Annotated in this window: 14 protein-coding genes and 1 pseudogene; 9 read left to right on the top strand and 6 right to left on the bottom strand. The window is 50.7% G+C overall.

Annotated features, from left to right (window positions below):
- The 6 genes from Q0991_RS00520 to Q0991_RS00495 form a co-directional block, all read left to right on the top strand.
- Positions 1-190 (top strand): putative PEP-binding protein (locus tag Q0991_RS00520; RefSeq protein ID WP_299484544.1); only part of this gene is annotated, 190 nt, incomplete at its 5' end.
- A 47-nt stretch (positions 191-237) separates the two neighbouring features.
- Entirely contained in the window at positions 238-1,065 is an 828-nt protein-coding gene (gene pflA, locus Q0991_RS00515) for a pyruvate formate-lyase-activating protein (protein ID WP_299484543.1), read from the top strand.
- Between the two features lie 45 nt (positions 1,066-1,110).
- Positions 1,111-3,816, top strand: coding sequence for a bifunctional acetaldehyde-CoA/alcohol dehydrogenase (gene adhE / locus Q0991_RS00510; protein ID WP_299484542.1), 2,706 nt, complete (start codon positions 1,111-1,113; stop codon positions 3,814-3,816).
- A gap of 109 nt (positions 3,817-3,925) precedes the next feature.
- The gene (locus Q0991_RS00505) at positions 3,926-6,346 is read left to right on the top strand and encodes a phosphoketolase (RefSeq protein ID WP_299484541.1); all 2,421 of its coding nucleotides are present in this window, start codon (positions 3,926-3,928) and stop codon (positions 6,344-6,346) included.
- The gene (locus Q0991_RS00500) at positions 6,327-8,180 is read left to right on the top strand and encodes a pyruvate kinase (protein WP_299484540.1); all 1,854 of its coding nucleotides are present in this window, start codon (positions 6,327-6,329) and stop codon (positions 8,178-8,180) included. Before Q0991_RS00505 ends, Q0991_RS00500 begins: the two co-directional genes overlap by 20 nt.
- Before the next feature lie 51 nt (positions 8,181-8,231).
- Positions 8,232-9,428, top strand: a complete 1,197-nt coding sequence (locus tag Q0991_RS00495) for an acetate kinase (RefSeq protein ID WP_299484539.1) — start codon at positions 8,232-8,234, stop codon at positions 9,426-9,428.
- 141 nt (positions 9,429-9,569) lie between these two features.
- Here the strand turns inward: Q0991_RS00495 and Q0991_RS00490 are convergent, their stop codons facing one another.
- Positions 9,570-10,043, bottom strand: a complete 474-nt coding sequence (locus Q0991_RS00490) for a pentapeptide repeat-containing protein (RefSeq protein ID WP_366524860.1) — start codon at positions 10,041-10,043, stop codon at positions 9,570-9,572.
- A gap of 128 nt (positions 10,044-10,171) precedes the next feature.
- On the opposite strand from Q0991_RS00490, the gene Q0991_RS00485 reads away from it, so the two are divergent.
- Positions 10,172-11,168 (top strand): IS1 family transposase gene (locus Q0991_RS00485; RefSeq protein ID WP_299484537.1). Its coding sequence is split into 2 segments (ribosomal slippage): positions 10,172-10,534 and positions 10,536-11,168, totalling 996 coding nucleotides; the frame shifts between segments, so codons are not numbered across the junction.
- 224 nt (positions 11,169-11,392) lie between these two features.
- Here Q0991_RS00485 and Q0991_RS00480 read toward each other — a convergent pair.
- The 5 genes and pseudogenes from Q0991_RS00480 to Q0991_RS00460 all read right to left on the bottom strand — a co-directional run bounded on the left by Q0991_RS00480 (position 11,393) and on the right by Q0991_RS00460 (position 14,276).
- Positions 11,393-12,485, bottom strand: a pseudogene (locus tag Q0991_RS00480) (Photosystem Q(B) protein 1).
- 34 nt (positions 12,486-12,519) lie between these two features.
- Complete coding sequence (locus Q0991_RS00475) at positions 12,520-12,951, bottom strand: rhodanese-like domain-containing protein (protein WP_299484536.1); 432 nt, start codon at positions 12,949-12,951, stop codon at positions 12,520-12,522.
- 50 nt (positions 12,952-13,001) lie between these two features.
- Positions 13,002-13,460: a protein tyrosine phosphatase family protein gene (locus Q0991_RS00470; RefSeq protein ID WP_299484535.1), complete on the bottom strand. Its 459-nt coding sequence runs from the start codon at positions 13,458-13,460 to the stop codon at positions 13,002-13,004.
- Between the two features lie 45 nt (positions 13,461-13,505).
- The gene (petC, locus tag Q0991_RS00465) at positions 13,506-14,033 is read right to left on the bottom strand and encodes a cytochrome b6-f complex iron-sulfur subunit (RefSeq protein ID WP_299484534.1); all 528 of its coding nucleotides are present in this window, start codon (positions 14,031-14,033) and stop codon (positions 13,506-13,508) included.
- A gap of 30 nt (positions 14,034-14,063) precedes the next feature.
- Positions 14,064-14,276 (bottom strand): DUF2892 domain-containing protein, encoded by a 213-nt coding sequence (locus Q0991_RS00460; RefSeq protein WP_299484533.1) that lies wholly within the window; start codon positions 14,274-14,276, stop codon positions 14,064-14,066.
- A 531-nt stretch (positions 14,277-14,807) separates the two neighbouring features.
- Here Q0991_RS00460 and Q0991_RS00455 point away from each other — a divergent pair.
- The gene (locus Q0991_RS00455) at positions 14,808-16,118 is read left to right on the top strand and encodes an FAD/NAD(P)-binding oxidoreductase (RefSeq protein ID WP_299484532.1); all 1,311 of its coding nucleotides are present in this window, start codon (positions 14,808-14,810) and stop codon (positions 16,116-16,118) included.
- A 313-nt stretch (positions 16,119-16,431) separates the two neighbouring features.
- Positions 16,432-17,289, top strand: coding sequence for a biotin/lipoyl-binding protein (locus tag Q0991_RS00450; protein ID WP_299484531.1), 858 nt, complete (start codon positions 16,432-16,434; stop codon positions 17,287-17,289).
- The last annotated feature ends 49 nt before the right edge of the window (positions 17,290-17,338 follow it).

Raw genomic sequence — 17,338 nt, 5'->3', positions numbered from 1 at the left:
TGCTGTTGCCAAGGCTAAGGAGCGCAAAATTGGCATCTGTGGTCAGGCCCCCAGTGACTATCCCGAGTTTGCCCAGTTCTTGGTGGAGGAAGGGATTGATTCCATCAGCCTCAACCCAGATACGGTACTTAAGACTCGGTTGGCCATTGCCCAAGTTGAAGCCCAAACAACGAGTGCCGATCAGAACTGACGTCCGGTCTATAGACCAGGCGTCACAAAACCGCAAGGAGAGACAAGATGCAATATCACTCAGTGCCCCATCAGGATCAAAGGTCACCATCTGGTGAAGCAATCTCAGCTCCTGCGTCTCTCCTTGCGGTTTCCTCTCCCAATTCTGATCTGACAGGTCGCATCCATTCTGTAGAAACTTGTGGTAGTGTCGATGGCCCAGGGCTGCGATTTGTAGTGTTTATGCAAGGCTGTCCCTTGCGCTGTCTCTACTGCCATAACCCAGACTGCCGAGATGTAACAGGTGGACAGGTGACGACAGTTGAGGCTTTGATGGCCGAGATCCAGCGCTACCGATCCTATATGCAGGCGTCTGGCGGCGGCGTCACCGTCAGTGGGGGTGAGCCCTTACTGCAGCCAGAATTTGTAGCTGAACTGATGCGCCAATGTCAGGCATTAGGAATTCATACAGCTTTAGATACCTCCGGCTTCTCAGATCTAACCAGCGCCCAGCAGGTGTTGCAATATACCGATCTGGTGGTATTAGATATCAAATCCTACGACCCCCAGCGGTTTACCCAGGTCACCCAGGTATCACGAGAACCCACCCTTTGCATCGCTCGCTATCTACATCAAATTGGCAAACCCACCTGGATTCGGTTTGTGTTAGTGCCAGGCCTGACGGATGACGGTGAGAATGTGGCGGGTCTGGCTCAGTTTGTGGCTTCCCTCACCAATGTTGAGCGGGTAGAAGTTCTGCCCTTCCACCAAATGGGAGCCTACAAATGGGAGCAGTTGGGCTATGACTACCGCCTCAAAGAGACTCTTCCCCCCTCCCCTGAGCTAGTTGAACGGGTTCGCCTACAGTTTCGTGAGTATGGGGTATCGGTCCGCTGACCCCGCTATTTGAACCAGATTGCCTTTACCTAAGGAGCACACATGATGACGACTCTACCCCAGCCTCAAGTCACCGATATCCCTTCCCTTGAAGATCTGATTGCCCGGGTGAAGCAAGCCCAGGAGGCCTATGCCACCTATACCCAGGAGCAGGTGGACCATATCTTTAAGCAAGTTGCGATCGCAGCCAATGCCGAGCGCATTCCCCTAGCTAAACAAGCCGTGGCTGAGACGGGCATGGGAGTGATTGAGGACAAGGTGATCAAAAACCACTTTGCGTCTGAATATATCTATAACAAGTACAAACAGGAAAAAACTTGCGGCGTCGTGTCAGCGGATGCCCATTACGGCATCCAAAAAGTGGCGGAACCCTTGGGCATTGTGGCCGGGATTATCCCCACCACCAACCCCACTTCAACCGCTATTTTTAAGGCGTTGCTCTGTCTCAAAACACGCAACGCCATTATTTTTTCTCCCCATCCTCGGGCCAAACACTGCACAGTGCGAGCGGCTGAAATTATCCGCGATGCTGCCATTAAAGCTGGGGCACCGCCAGATATCGTCGGCTGGATTGATGAACCCACCTTGGACCTTTCCCAAGCCCTAATGCAGCATGCCGATATCAAACTGATTTTGGCTACCGGTGGCCCTGGTATGGTGAAAGCGGCCTACTCGTCGGGGCATCCCTCCTTAGGGGTCGGTGCGGGCAATACTCCCGCGGTCATCGATGAAACGGCGGATATCCAAGTTGCTGTTAGCTCCATCTTGTTGAGCAAAACCTTTGACAATGGCATGATCTGCGCATCCGAGCAGTCGGTGGTGGTGACCGAGGCCGTCTACGAGCAGGTCAAGCAGGAGTTTTGTAAGCGAGGGGCTTACTTCCTGGCCTCTGAAGAAAAGGATAAAGTTGCCCAGACCATTCTCAAGAACGGTAAATTAAACCCGGCTATTGTGGGTCAGCCTATTTCAGAACTGGCTAACTTAGCGGGGATTGAGGGTCCCCAAGGCCATAAGGTCTTAATTGGTGAAGTCTCCATTATTGGCAGTAGCGAACCCTTTGCCTATGAGAAGTTGTCACCGATTTTGGCCATGTATCGCGCTACGGATTTTACGGATGCTGTGGACCAAGCCAAACAGTTGGTCAACTTTGGCGGTCGCGGCCATACCTCTGTGCTGTATACGGCTGCATCGAATTGCGATCGCATCCGCATTTTCGAAACGGAACTCGCCACGGCCCGAGTCTTGATCAACACCCCCTCTTCTCAAGGAGCCATCGGTGACCTCTATAACTTTAAGCTTGATCCATCTTTGACCCTCGGCTGTGGCACCTGGGGCGGCAACTCCATCTCCGGCAATGTCAACGTTCAGCATCTGCTCAATATCAAAACTGTCACCGAGCGCCGGGAAAATATGCTGTGGTTTCGGGTGCCCCCTAAAATCTACTTTAAATATGGCTGTATTCCCGTGGCTTTAAGAGATCTGGCCGATAAAAAGCGGGCCTTTATTATCACCGATCGTCCACTGTTTGATCTGGGGCTAACCAAGGAAATTACCGAGACCTTAGATCAACTGGGGATAGAGCATCATCTGTTTTTCGATGTCGAACCTGATCCAGACCTGTCCACGGTGCAACGGGGCTTAGACGTGATTAATACCTTCCAACCCGACGTAATTATTGCCCTGGGCGGCGGGTCACCGATGGATGCAGCTAAGGTGATGTGGCTGATGTATGAACATCCCGAAGTTGAGTTTGACGGTCTGGCCATGCGGTTTATGGATATCCGCAAGCGCGTCTATGAGCTGCCTCCCCTAGGCAATAAAGCCATCCTAGTGGCCATCCCCACCACCTCAGGCACTGGATCGGAGGTCACCCCCTTTGCCGTGGTCACAGATGATCGGGTGGGCATTAAATATCCCTTGGCCGACTATGCCCTGACTCCGACGATGGCCATCGTTGATCCAGAGCTGGTCCTCAATATGCCCAAAAAGCTGACGGCCTATGGTGGGGTTGATGCCCTGACCCATGCCCTGGAAGCCTATGTATCGGTCTTGGCAACGGAGTTTACGGATGGACTGGCCTTAGAAGCCATTAGTTTATTAATGACTTACTTGCCCAGAGCCTATCATCAGGGCAGTGCTGATCCAGAAGCCCGAGAAAAGGTCCACTACGCGGCAACGATTGCTGGCTTGGCCTTTGCCAACGCCTTCCTAGGAATTTGCCACTCTCTGGCCCACAAGCTGGGGTCTACGTTCCATGTTCCCCACGGCTTAGCCAATGCCCTGATGATTTCCCATGTGATTCGCTATAACGCCACGGATGCCCCCTTTAAGCAGGCTATTTTTCCCCAGTACGAATATCCCCAGGCTAAGGGCCGCTACGCTGCGATCGCAGATTCCCTCAACTTAGGGGGAACCACCGCCGATGAAAAAGTAGAGCGTTTGATAACAGCCATCGAAAACCTGAAACAAGAGTTGGATATTCCATCCTCGATTCGTGAAGTCTTATCCGTCGATGAGCAGACCTTCTTTGAGCATTTGGATTTGATGTCGGAACAAGCCTTTGACGATCAGTGCACAGGGGCCAATCCTCGCTATCCATTGATTCGCGATTTAAAAGCTCTCTACCTAGAGGCTTATCAAAATCAATCCCCATCGACGGTCCTGGCAACTGAGATTGCCCTGGAAGCAGAAGTGCATAACCAGGCCTTGCTCAGTAGTAATATCAACTTAACGCCTGTAGAGAAAGGGTGAGCAATCGAGGCTAGGAGCTACTGTGGTGGTTCCAGCAACTATCAATTTAAGCCAAAATAGAGCCCCAGAGATCCACACGCATACATATTCCCAGGAGGACTCAAAAAAGATGGTTCATGCTCCTAGTGCCCCTTCATCCAGCCCCCTCAGTGAACTGGAGCTGCACAATATTGATGCCTATTGGCGGGCCTGCAATTATCTTGCCGTGGGTATGATCTACCTGCGCGATAATCCCCTGCTAACAGAACCCCTCCAATCCGCCCATGTAAAACATCGCTTACTGGGTCACTGGGGAGCCTCTCCAGCCCTCAGCTTCACCTATATTCACTGTAATCGGCTGATTAAAAAATATGCCCTAGATATGATCTTTATGGCGGGTCCGGGGCATGGTGCACCCGGTGTTCTGGGTCCTGTCTACCTTGAGGGCACCTATTCCGAAATTTACCCCGACAAAAGTGAAGACACAGAAGGGATGAGGCGGTTCTTTAAGCAGTTCTCCTTCCCTGGCTTTATTGGCAGCCATGTCACCCCTGAAACCCCTGGCTCAATCCACGAGGGGGGTGAACTGGGCTACAGCGTTTCCCATGCCTATGGTGCCGTTTTAGACAATCCACATCTGATTGTGACCTGTGTGGTGGGAGATGGGGAAGCCGAGACCGGACCCCTCGCCACGTCTTGGCATTCCAATAAATTTATCAATCCTGCTCGGGATGGGGCAGTGCTACCCGTTCTCAACCTGAATGGCTACAAGATTGCTAACCCCACCCTCCTGGCCCGCATCTCCCATGAGGAGTTGGAGTATTTATTCCGAGGCTATGGCTACACGCCTTATTTTGTCGAAGGCAAGAATCCGGCGGAAATGCATCAAAAGATGGCAGCCGTGATGGAGGAATGCATTCTCAAAATCAAAAAAGTGCAGCGAGAGGCCCGCATTGATGGCACCCTGGAGCGCCCCCGCTGGCCCATGATTGTGCTGCGAACTCCGAAGGGCTGGACGGGTCCTAAAGAGGTGGATGGCAAAAAAGTCGAAGATTTTTGGCGATCCCACCAAGTTCCCATGGGCGGTATGCAGGACAACCCCGATCATCTGCGAAAGCTAGAAGAATGGATGCGCAGCTATAAGCCGGAAGACCTATTTGACGAGAACGGAACCTTGATTCCCGAGTTAAAAGCACTGGCCCCGATTGGTGATCGGCGTATGGGATCGAATCCCCATGCCAATGGGGGTTTATTGCGTAAGGCCCTAAAACTTCCCAGTTTTTACGATCTGGCAATTGATATTGGGGAGCAGCATGGTACCGTCGCCTTTGAAAATACCAAGGCTTTAGGGATATTTATGCGGGAAATTATCCGCAAGAATCCCAACAACTTTCGGTTAATGGGTCCCGATGAAACGGCCTCCAATCGCCTTCAAGATGTGTATCAAGTCACCAAAAAAGTCTGGATGGCAGACCTATATCCAGAAGACGAAGATGGGACCGAACTGTCTCGGGACGGTCGGGTGATGGAAATGCTCAGTGAGCATACGCTACAGGGCTGGTTAGAAACCTATTTATTAACCGGACGCCATGGCCTGTTCCATACCTATGAAGCCTTTGCCCATGTCGTTGACTCCATGTTTAATCAACATGCGAAGTGGCTAGATATCTGCCGCAATCATGTTCCTTGGCGACGGTCGGTATCGTCGTTAAATATTTTGCTCTCCTCCTTGGTCTGGCGTCAGGACCATAATGGCTTTAGTCACCAGGATCCAGGCTATGTGGACTTGGTCACCAACAAAAGTCCAGATGTGGTGCGGCTTTACTTTCCACCGGATGCTAACTGTTTGCTGTCGGTCGCCGATCACTGCTTCCGGAGTGTGGACTATATCAATGTGATCATTTCGGATAAGCAGAAACATTTACAGTATCTATCCATCGATGAAGCAGTTGCCCACTGCACCAAGGGCATCGGCATTTGGGACTGGGCCAGCAATGATGACTGTGGCACTGAACCCGATGAACCCGATGTGGTGATGGCCTCCTGTGGCGATATTCCCACTATGGAAGCCCTAGCCGCAACGGCTATCCTGCGGGAAGAATTTCCTTGGCTGAAGGTCCGCTTTGTCAATGTGGTGGACCTATTTAAGTTAGTGTCTGAAGGCGAACATCCCCACGGGTTATCCGATCGGGACTTCGATTCCCTGTTTACGCCGGATAAACCAATCATTTTTAACTTTCATGGCTATCCCTGGCTGATCCATAAGTTGGTCTATCGCCGTTCTCACCAAGAGCGTATTCATGTGCGGGGCTATAAGGAGCAGGGTAATATTAATACCCCCCTGGAGTTAGCGATAAAAAATGAGGTGGATCGCTTTAACCTGGTGATTGATGTGATTGATCGGGTGCCAAAGCTGGGGTCCGCAGCGGGTCATGCCAAGGAACGGATGCGAAACAAGATCATCGAATGCTTAGCCTATGCCCATGAGCATGGTAAGGACCAGGATGAGATTGTCAACTGGACCTGGCCCTATGTTGGAGTCTGTGAATAATATCGATGCTCCGCGCATTGAGAGTGCCATTCGGGCGCTGGAGCAGCTCAAAACGCGTGCCTTGGCCCTTGAGCAGGATTTTGAAATTGCCCTCCAGCGCACCACTCCCTCTCATCGCAATAGTGCACGTAATCTCCTACACTATCTGGCACTGCGCCGCCATGATATCCGTGAGCTGCAGCTTGAACTCAGCCACCTGGGCCTCAGTTCCTTGGGGTTAACCGAACTGCACGTGATGGCCTCTCTCAATGCCGTCCTGATTGCCTTGCATCGGCTGGTGGAACGAGCGATGCCTCCTCAACTTCAAGCCCCGACCCCTGTGACCTTTGCCAATGGTCAGGCTCTTCTGGTGGAACATACCCTCACGGCCCTAGGGCCTAAACCTGAACAGCGGGCCACTCGGATCATGGTGACGATGCCCACGGCAGCAGCAGAAGATCCGGCCCTGATTCGCCGCTTCTTGGCCGCCGGAATGGATATTATGCGGATTAACTGTGCCCATGATGGTCCTGATGCTTGGCTGCGAATGATTCAGCATCTGCGACAAGCAGAAGCGGACTTGGGACTGTCCTGCAAAGTTTCTTTTGATTTGGCCGGTCCCAAACTGAGAACCGAGGCTTTGGCCCCTGATGTTGAAGTTATCAAATGGCAGCCCCACCGAGATCGTCTGGGGCGAATCGTGCAACCGGCACGGCTCTGGTTGAGCTCAACACCCTCCCAGACTGTTGACTTAGATTGCATCACCATTCCGATTCAGTCCCCTATCTCAGCTCAAGTGGGGGATACGATTCAGCTTATGGACGCCCGTCACCGTCGCCGCCGCTTATCGGTAGTGGAGGTGAGGGACAATGGCTGTTTATGTGAATGCGATCGCACCGGCTATATCACTTCAGGACTGCCCTTTGAGATTCAGCGTCATCAGACCGTAAGGGGTAAGATTGATCAGCTTCCTGCCCTTGAAAACAACCTCACCCTCCAACCTGGAGATGTCCTGCGCATTCTTCGGGGTGATATTCTAGGCCAGCCCGCCATCTTAGATGCCGCCGGACAGGTTCTGCAGCCTGCCCATGTGGGCTGTACCTTATCCCAAGTGTTCCAGGATGTGAAGCCGGGAGAACGGATCTTTTTTGACGATGGCAAGATTGAGGGGCTGATTCAAACGGTTAGTGAGACTGAACTGAGGGTGGAAATTGTTTCTGCAGTCAAAGGAATCGCCAAGCTCAAGGGAGAAAAGGGTATCAACCTGCCTGACACCCAGCTTAACCTGCCAGCCCTCACCCCCAAGGATATCAACGATCTCAGCTTTGTGGCCCAACAGGGGGACTTAGTGGCCCTCTCCTTTGTCCAGTCTCCAGAGGATGTAGAACATCTGGTGCAAAAGCTCGATCAATTAGGGGCAACAGACTTAGGCATTATTCTCAAAATTGAAACCCGACTTGGGTTTGAGAATTTACCCAAACTATTGCTGGCTGCCATGCAGCGTCGGTCTGTGGCCGTGATGATTGCGCGGGGCGACTTGGGAGTTGAGGTGGGCTTTGAGCGGATGTCGGAAGTGCAGGAGCAAATTTTGCTGTTGTGCCAAGCGGCCCATGTTCCTGTTATCTGGGCAACCCAGGTCCTAGAGTCCCTGGCGAAGGGAGGCCTACCGTCACGGGCGGAGGTTACGGATGCAGCGATGGGCAGTCGAGCCGAATGCGTCATGCTCAACAAAGGCCCCTATATTGAGCGGGCGATGGAATTTCTCAACAATATTCTTCAGCGGATGCAGGAAAATGTGGCAAAGAATATGGCCACCCTTCGCAAACTCCGGGTTTCCGAGATTGAAGCGGAGTAGTCTCGTCCTCAAGCCCAGTTTGCTCGTTACCAGCCATCTGTGGGCCAGATCATGAAGATTTTAGTTCTCAATGCCGGTTCTAGCAGCCACAAATGTTGCCTTTACGCGATTGAAGGGTCTCTCCCCGACCATCCACCACCGCCGCTTTGGGAAGCTCAACTGGATTGGCATGACCCCAATCATGCCTTGTTAAAAGTCAAAACCAAACGAGAAAATCTGGAACAAGACCTATCTGATGTGTCACGCGCCGACGCGCTCTCTCATCTTTTAACCACCCTATGGCATGGACCTACCCAAGTTATCCAAACCGCACAGCACATTGATGTAGTAGGCCATCGTGTGGTGCATGGGGGACAAGACTATCAGTCCAGTGTGGTGGTGACATCGGAGGTTAAAACTGCGATCGCAGATCTGATTCCCTTAGCCCCCAACCATAATCCAGCCAACTTAGAAGGCATTGAGCTAATCGAACAGCTGTTGGGCCATGTTCGCCAAGTGGCCGTCTTCGATACGGCCTTTCACAGTCATCTTCCTGAGGTTGCTGCTATTTATCCAGGTCCTTATGCTTGGCAACAACAAGGCATTCGCCGATATGGGTTTCATGGCATTAGTCATCAATACTGCACGCAGCGAACAGCAGAAATTCTGGGCCAAGGGGTGGACCGCCTGATTATTTGTCATTTGGGAAATGGAGCATCTCTGACAGCGGTTAAACAAGGTCAGAGTATCGACACCTCGATGGGCTTTACCCCCCTAGAAGGATTGATGATGGGCACGCGTTCGGGGTCAATTGATCCAGGGATTTTAATTCATCTGATACGGCAAGGATATGATGCCGATCAGCTAGATCACATGCTTAATAAAGCCTCTGGTTTAAAGGGAATATCCGGGATTTCCCATGACCTGCGGGAGATTGAGCAGGCTATTGCTCAAGGCAATGCCCAAGCTAAGCTAGCGCGAGACTTATATCTCCATCGCTTGAAAGCTTGTTTGGGGTCCATGCTGATGAACTTAGGCGGAGTTGATGCTTTGGTGTTTACGGGCGGTATTGGAGAGCATTCTGCTTCAGTACGAGCTGAAACCTGTGAAGCACTTGATTTTTTAGGACTAAAGCTAAATCTGAGCCTGAATCAACATCCTCCGGAAGATCAAGATATTGCGACGGTTGACTCTAAGGTGCGGGTAATCGTGATCAAGACCCAGGAAGATTGGGCCATTGCTCAGTCTTGCTATAAACACTGTGGTTGAGTCTACAGGGGGATGTTGCCGACGTTAGGGAACAGGTTGAGGGGGTGCGATGGCTGAAGGCCCGCACCTGCAAGACCATCCCCTAGTAAACTAGCTGAATCCTGAACCCAAGCTAAATCAGGGCTTCTAGAAATTCGGAACCTAAGCAACCAGATGCATCTTCGCCGTTTCGGGGTGAAATCCTGTGGGGAAATGGGTATTGCGATCGTAATCGGCAGCAGCTAACCGGGCATCGCTTAATTCAGCTTCTCTCAGATCGGCCCCCATCAAATTAGCCCCTCGTAGATCCGCTCCTTTGAGATTGGCACTTTGCAAAAAAGCTCCGCCTAAGTCTGCACCTCTGAGGTTAGATCCTTGCAAATTGGCTTCGCCCAGATCCACAGACTCTAGATCTGCCCCTGCCAAGTAGACGTCTTGGAAGTTCACTGCACTCAAATCCATCTCACTGAGGGCAATACCGCGCAAATTAGCCCCTGCAAAATCTCGCTTTCCTGAAGCGTATTGGGCAACAAAATCCTCTCGATTCATCACTGTCATCATGGCTTCACCCCTATCTAGATGGATCGATTTCAAGGCAAAGTGATCTCTACTCTGATCATAGACCAGCAGTCGCATTTGAACAGAAAGTTGCGTTTTTAATTTTCTGAATTAGTGTAAACCTTGCCAGCTTGTAGTTCTCGCTGGGCACTGGTCTATTACCAGGATCTAGCTATAATGCCTTCGATGCAACCTGATGGTGATCAATGGAATGCCCATATTGTCAAAGCGAGAAGATCCTTAAACGAGGCTTTGATTCCCTCCAAGATGGGACATTAGTTCAGCGATATCAGTGTAAGGATTGCAATCGACGTTTCAACGGACGCACAGGTACCCCAATGGCTCGCATACGCACCGCTAGTTCAGTGGTGAGCTACGCCATCAAAGCCCGCACCGAAGGAATGGGGGTCCGTGCAGCAGGTCGTACCTTTGGTAAATCTCATACCACCATTATGCGTTGGGAAAAACGCCTAGCAGACCAAGCAAAGAACTGGTCACCCCCAGCTCCAGCAGGCTCTGATGTGACGGTAGAAGGGGATGAAGTTTACACTCGTGTAGGCAAAAATCTTCCCCTCCAGCCAGTCCCAGGGCTGGACCATCCACTTCCTTGAACGTGAGAGCCGCTATTGGTTGACAGCACAAGCAGGCCTCAAAGATGCACAACTTTTTGCAAATGGCGTTCACTTGGCTTGGGAGTGGGTCAAAGCCTGTGATGGGATTCGATGGTTTACCGATGGTGAAAAACTTTATGGACAAGAGCTTTGGCAACTCGCCAGTGTCTATCTCAAAGGTGAGGAGTGTCACCCTGAGTATGGGCATCGCAAGGTTTGGCGAGAAGGATTAGAAGTCGCGATGAAAGTTAAAGGGTCTCAGGGAAATCGGCGAGTAGAGTGGGTGAAAGCAGAGCATCCCTTTACCGCTATCAGTCCAGCGTCTGAGGTCCATGCCAATCACAACGAGGCTCACAATGCTGCCTTGAGAAGACGATGTAGTGCTTATCGAAGGCGGCAGAATCTCTACGCTAAGAAGCGGTCGGCGTTACAGCGAGTGCTAGACGTACAACGACTGATTCATAACTGGGTGAGACCCCATTGGGGCCTCAGTAAGCAAACCACACTAGCCATGGAGATGGGATTTTGTTCACGCCCGCTTAGCATGTTAGAACTCATAACTAATAAAGGTTTTAGATGTGTGCCCTGTTAATAGACCAGTGCCTTCTCGCTGTAGGTCATCAATGAAATATGTCACAGTCCAGACAAGGGTAACACTTTTCTTTGAAGATAAGTGTTGAGAGCCAAGGGCTTAAGATTTTTTTAGCTGCTAGAAAGTGTTCCCTGGCATCGTTAGACAGATTGACTATATTCAGTAGCATGGAGGAAGATTGCTCAGTAGATTGAGACTGAAGCAATCTCCTTCTCAACGTGCTCTTAGCTCTTCATTGTCGGAATCGTAGGAATTTCCATAGACTCGGTTGAAGCTAGCGTTAAGGGGAAGTTATGGGCATTGATTGAATGCATCACCTGTAGTCCCATCGTGGCCCGATTCAAGAGATCGGCTTCGGTGCGAATGGGTCGTCCACTGCTATCGAGCAGAGAGTGATTGAAATTGAATCCATTCAGATTGAATGCCATCGTGCCGATGCCTAAAGCGGCAAACCAGATACCGATCGTAGGCAGTACCGCCAGTAGAAAATGAATGGAACGGCTATTCCGAAAGGCAATATCAGGGATAAACAGGCGTCCTAGATACCCAGTATGTCCTGCGAGTAGATTATAGGTGGCTTCCTGTTGGCCAAATTTATATCCTGTATTTACAGATTCCAGGCTAGAGGTTTCCTGAACCAAGCTGGAAGTGACTAAAGAGCCATGCATGGCACTGAGGAAGGCTCCACCAAAGACACCGACTACCCCCAACATATGAAACGGATGCATCAAGATATTATGTTCCGCTTGAACTGCCATCATAAAGTGGAAGGTGCCGGAAATGCCTAGGGGTAAACCTTCGGAGAAGCTTCCTTGTCCCATTGGGTATACCAGTAGTACTGCCGTGGCAGCAGCAACTGGGGCAGAAAAAGCCATAGCAATCCAGGGACGCATACCCAGACGATAGCTCAACTCCCACTGTCGCCCCAGATAGGTCCAAATAGTGATCAAAAAATGCAAGATGATCAGTTGATAAGGCCCTCCGTTGTAGAGCCACTCATCAATCGATGTAGCTTCCCATAAGGGGTATTAGGTGTAAACCTATTGCGGCTGAAGTAGGTATCACCGTAGCAGTAATCACATTACTTTCACCCAGAAGAGAACCGATAATAGGTTCACGAATACCTTCCATATCAACGGAAGGGGCTGCCACCCAGGCGAGCATGAAGGTTATGGCTGAGACGAGTAGGGATGGAATCATCAGTAGGCCAAACCAACCAACATAGAGTCGATTGTGGGTACTGGTAATCCACTCACAAAATTGGTCCCAGGCTGAAACAGTGGGTAATCTCGATGGAGTTTGAAACGTAGTAGACATAGCTATTGCTCCCGTTTGCATGATGGAGTTGAGATTAAGTATTGGGTTTTGGTCTTAAGTCTCCTTGAGTCGTGACTGTAAAGCCAGATGGATAACCCGAAATCGTGTTGAAACCGCACTGACGCCAACGGTGCATGCCACCTGATAAATTGAATACCTGAGTGAACCCAGTCCTGAGCAATTGGGCTGCTGCCAGGGGACTACGATGGGATGTTAGACACACCACCACTATGGGCTGGTCCTTAGATAAAGCTTGAAACCAATCAGGAAGGACCCAGCGGTTGATGATGGGGAGTTGGCCGATGAGCAGGCGTAATAAACTGAGATTAATGGCATTAGGGATATGTTCTGCTCTGTATTCTCCGGCACTGCGAACATCCAGTAGCAGCGGGGGTGGCGTAAGTTTGGTGTAGGCCAACGGCGAAACCTGAGTCACCGAGGCGCGGTGTGAATGATAGTTATTCATAGTCGTAGAAATAGCACTGGGGTGAGAAATGATGGTAAGTGGTGATGGCGCTAGGCCACGGTGCCAAGGGGTTGGGCGTCAACGTAGTCTTGGATAAAGTGCAGCAGTTGGGGGTGTTCGGCTAGGGGCAAGTCCAGTTTGTGAACTTGGGCCAATAGCTGGTCTGTGGTCCATTGCTGATGAACGGCTTCGTAGAGCAATGCCATCGCACCAGAGCGCAACCCTCCTTTGCAATGCAAGAGAATGGGTTTGGATAGCTGATCTATGATCGTCAACACTTGTTCAGCCGTGGCCTCTGAGAGGTCTGCTGGATTAATGGGTAGATTGGCATAGTTCATGCCTGCGCTTTGCACGAGTTGGGACTCATTGATGAGAAAGCCGTCTTCCTGGGGCGATCGCAAATTTAATACAGACTTAAACCCCAGTTGGGCCGCATCTTGAATCTGGTCCGGGGTTGGCTGGATCATAGCGACCGAGAGCTGTTCACTAATTTGAAGGGTATATTGCATAAGATTTTTCGGTGTAGGGTGGTCATCAAAGGTATCCGCTTTGACCTACCAAGGACGGTCGCCGGTGCGTGGGTCAAGCTCGGTCCAGGGCAAAATCCAGATTTGTTCACCTTCAACTTGGATATGCACCAACTTGAGGGGCCGATCGGCAGGGCCGCGCACCACAGCACCATCGGCTGCAAAGCGAGATCCGTGACAAGGACATTGGAATTGATCGGCAGCACCATTCCAAGGAAATGTGCAGCCTAGATGGGTGCAGTTATCGACGATGCCCCGATCCTCAATTTGGCTTGTGGTCGTCAGGGTTAAATAGGTCGGTTCACTATCTAGTCCTGCCACGAGGGCACGAGTACCAGGCGGTTCTGCCAAGAGTTGGCTAGTGGGGATGGGGTTGCCCAGGGCATCCTTTGCTAGAACCCGACCATCCCCTTTGACGGAGTTTGGGGGGACAAAAGCACGACTGATGGGATAGAGGTTTGCACCTGCCGTGATGGCTACTGCCGACCCGGTCAAGAAATTGAGAAACCGTCGCCGGGAGAGAGAGGGCTGAGAAATAGATAAACTCTCGTTCATAGAGATTCTCCGAGCTGAGGGTGGGCAGAGTTATCGGGAAAGTTGACGAGCATGAGTGTGAATCCCCAACAATCGATAAATCGGACAGAACCCCAGTAAGGCGATAAAGGTTGGAATTGCGGCTGCGATCGCTAACCCCATACCGAGGGTTGAGCCGCTATAGGTGCCTAATCCTAAATAAAGTAGTAATCCACCCAAACCTATTCGAAACAGGCGATCCATTAGACCCAGATTTTTGGTCATCTTTTTTGCCTCCTAGATTTGTAGAGTGAGAAGTAAGATGATATTAATCAATATATAGCTATATAGTAATTAAAACAATATATTCTTTGAATGACATCCTGTAAGCCTTGCCAACTTTATTCTTTGTTGAGCTGTTTAGACGTTGAATTTGACGGCTGTTTGGGCCAAAGAAAATTCTCTTAGAGTATCTTTTATGAACTTCAAGACCTTTCTATGTTCAGATCAGCCTCCTTCAGATTCATCAACAGCATCCTCTGGTGAAAGCGGAGTTGATGCTGCAAGCAGGAATGGCCTGATGAAATTAAATTTGACTATATTGCTATTTAGTTATATATTGAAGATTAGCTTAGAATCGAATGATTAGTATCAAAGCTCAGGTCTTGTTTTATCTCTAGTGCTGCTTGCAGTGACCTATCTAGTACAACCCGCTTGCTCCAAGCCTATGGAGATTTAGAAGGAGGCTAGCAGCCTTCAACCTGTGCGATTTTTTAATTGAAATCCTTTTCAGACCGACCTTTGAGAGGCTTATATATGGCTCATATTGTTGTCATTGGAGCAGGATTGGCAGGATTGCCGACTGCCTACGAGTTGAGGTATCTGTTACCTAGCCAGCATCAAATTACCCTGATCTCCAATACCTCTAAATTCACATTTATTCCATCCCTCCCTTGGGTAGCGCTGGGGTTGACCCCCTTGGCTAAGATTCAGTTAGAACTGGAGGAGTTGGTGATTCAACAGGGAATAAGATGGCTTCCTGAAGCGGTGGTTCATCTGAATCCTCAGACTCAAACTGTTTATACAGAGTCTCAGTCTTTGGCCTATGACTACGTCGTCATTGCCACCGGAGCCGAGTTAGCCTTGGATACAGTATCCGGCCTGGGGCCCGATCGAGGCTTTACCCAGTCGGTTTGCAATCCTCACCATGCTTTAATGGCCAACAGTGCTTGGCAAAATTTTTTACAGAATCCAGGTCCTTTAGTGGTGGGTGCTGTGCCGGGAGCAAGCTGTTTTGGCCCTGCCTATGAGTTTGCCTTATTAGCTGATTTCACCCTTCGCCAGCGAGGGTTGCGAGATCAAGTTCCTCTTACCTTTGTGACGCCGGAACCCTATGCGGGGCATTTGGGGATTGGCGGCATGGCAAATTCTAGCCAGCTCGTGACGGAGTTGATGGCGGCCAGAGACGTGGCAGTTTTGGAGAATACCGCCATCGACTCCGTCACACCCCAGGAGATTATTCTGGCCAATGGCGATGCGGTGCCCTTCCATTACGCTATGTTGCTGCCTTCGTTTCGAGGACCTGGCTTTGTTCGTGAAACAGCGGGGTTAGGGGATTCCAAGGGGTTTCTGCCCGTATTGCCCACCTATCAGCATCCTGTTTTTCCCTCAGTATTTAGTGCAGGTGTCATCACCCAATTGGCTCCACCAGAGGTAACTCCGATAGCAATCGGAGTGCCAAAAACTGGACAAATGGTTGAAGCAATGGGAATGGCAGTGGCTCATAATATTGCCCTGGCCTTAGGGGCCATCTCAGATCAGCCTGTTACCCCCACCTTGGAAGCCATCTGCTTTGCGGACTTTGGAGATACAGGATTACTCTTTTTGGCGGACCCCGTTCTGCCCGATCCAGTGACGGGACGGCGACGCCGCGCCATTACCCTAGGGGGGCGTTGGGTGGGTTGGTTAAAAACAGCATTTGAACGCTATTTTCTAGCCAAAATGCGCTGGGGAGCTGCCGTCCCTTGGTTTGAACGCTTGGGGCTTCGGGCCGCGGGTTTGTCTTTGTTAGAGGCCGTTCCTTCAACGGAACCTGACCCGGTACGCGAGGACGTCCTGAGCCACTGAGGGCTAGCGCGCTCTTTCAACAGGCATGCATGTTGATTCCCCTGGGATGGATCAACTTACTCAGCGAGCTAGCGCTTTATGCTTTTCAGTTGACCAAGAGATTTCTAGCACTATCTCAGAATCTAAGAAAGGTAGATTTTTTTACCAATACTGCTGATATGGAGGGTATGGAGTCATTGTGATCGATGTTTTGACTCAAAGAATAGGGGCGTGGCCGAGACTTCCACGCTGGAGCGCTTTAGCATTGCTTTTGGCGGTATCAAGTGGAGCAGCCTGGTGGGTTTTTAATCTACGTCTATCCCGAGAGACACCGATGGTTGCTGCGCATTCGCCGATGGTCGTGAAGACTGCGATCGCAACTCGGCAACCCATAGCGATAGATCGAATCCTTACGGGCACCGTTGAATCATCTGAATCGGTTACTCTTACTAGTCGAGTGATGGGCCAAATTCGTCAACTGACGGTGCGCGAAGGAGATATCGTTCAAGCAGGACAACGGATCGCCGAAATCGATGTCCGCGATATTCAAGCCCAACAGCAGCAAGCCACTGCGGCAATTCCTCAAGCGCAATCAGCAGTCAGTATTGCCCACTCAGCGAAACTGACCGCCCAAGCGCAAAAAAGTCAGGCCCAAGCTCGTGTCCAAGAGGCTCAAGCTCAACTGACCGAAGCGCAAGCCGAACTCGCAGATGCCCAGCTCTATCAACAAAGGATGGTGATGCTAAGGCTAGAAGGGGCTGTAAGTCAATCTCGTTTGGATGAGGCGAATACGCGCTTGTCGGTGATTCAGGCTCGTATCAGTCAAGCGAAAGCTGGACTAACTCAATCCCGCACGACAGTGAAGCAAGCCCAGGCTGCCGTGGTTCAGGCCCAAGCTCAAATCCGTCAGGCTCAAGCCCAAGTTGAACAAGCTCAGGCCCAAGTGAAACAAACTCAAGCCAACCTTGACTATGGGACTGTGATTGCCCCCTTCACAGGCGTGATCACACATAAATACACCGAAGTGGGGGCAATGGCAGGTCCCGGTGAATCAATTGTGAAGTTAGAACGCAGCGGTCATCTAAGACTGAGTGTTGATGCTCCTGAATCTCTGGTAGGCCAAATTCAACGAGGCCAATCCGTCTTATCCCTCTTTTATCACTTTAGACAGAGAGAAAGTCAGGATGCTTGAGCAATTTCCTCACCAGTGGACAGCAAAATGTCTCCATCCTAGATGTGAG

It is taken from the genome of Acaryochloris sp. IP29b_bin.137 (assembly GCF_028285745.1).
In the GTDB taxonomy this organism is placed as follows: Bacteria; Cyanobacteriota; Cyanobacteriia; order Thermosynechococcales; family Thermosynechococcaceae; genus Acaryochloris.
Note: the sequence above shows the minus strand (reverse complement) of the source record. Positions and strands in the feature narration are given on the sequence as shown.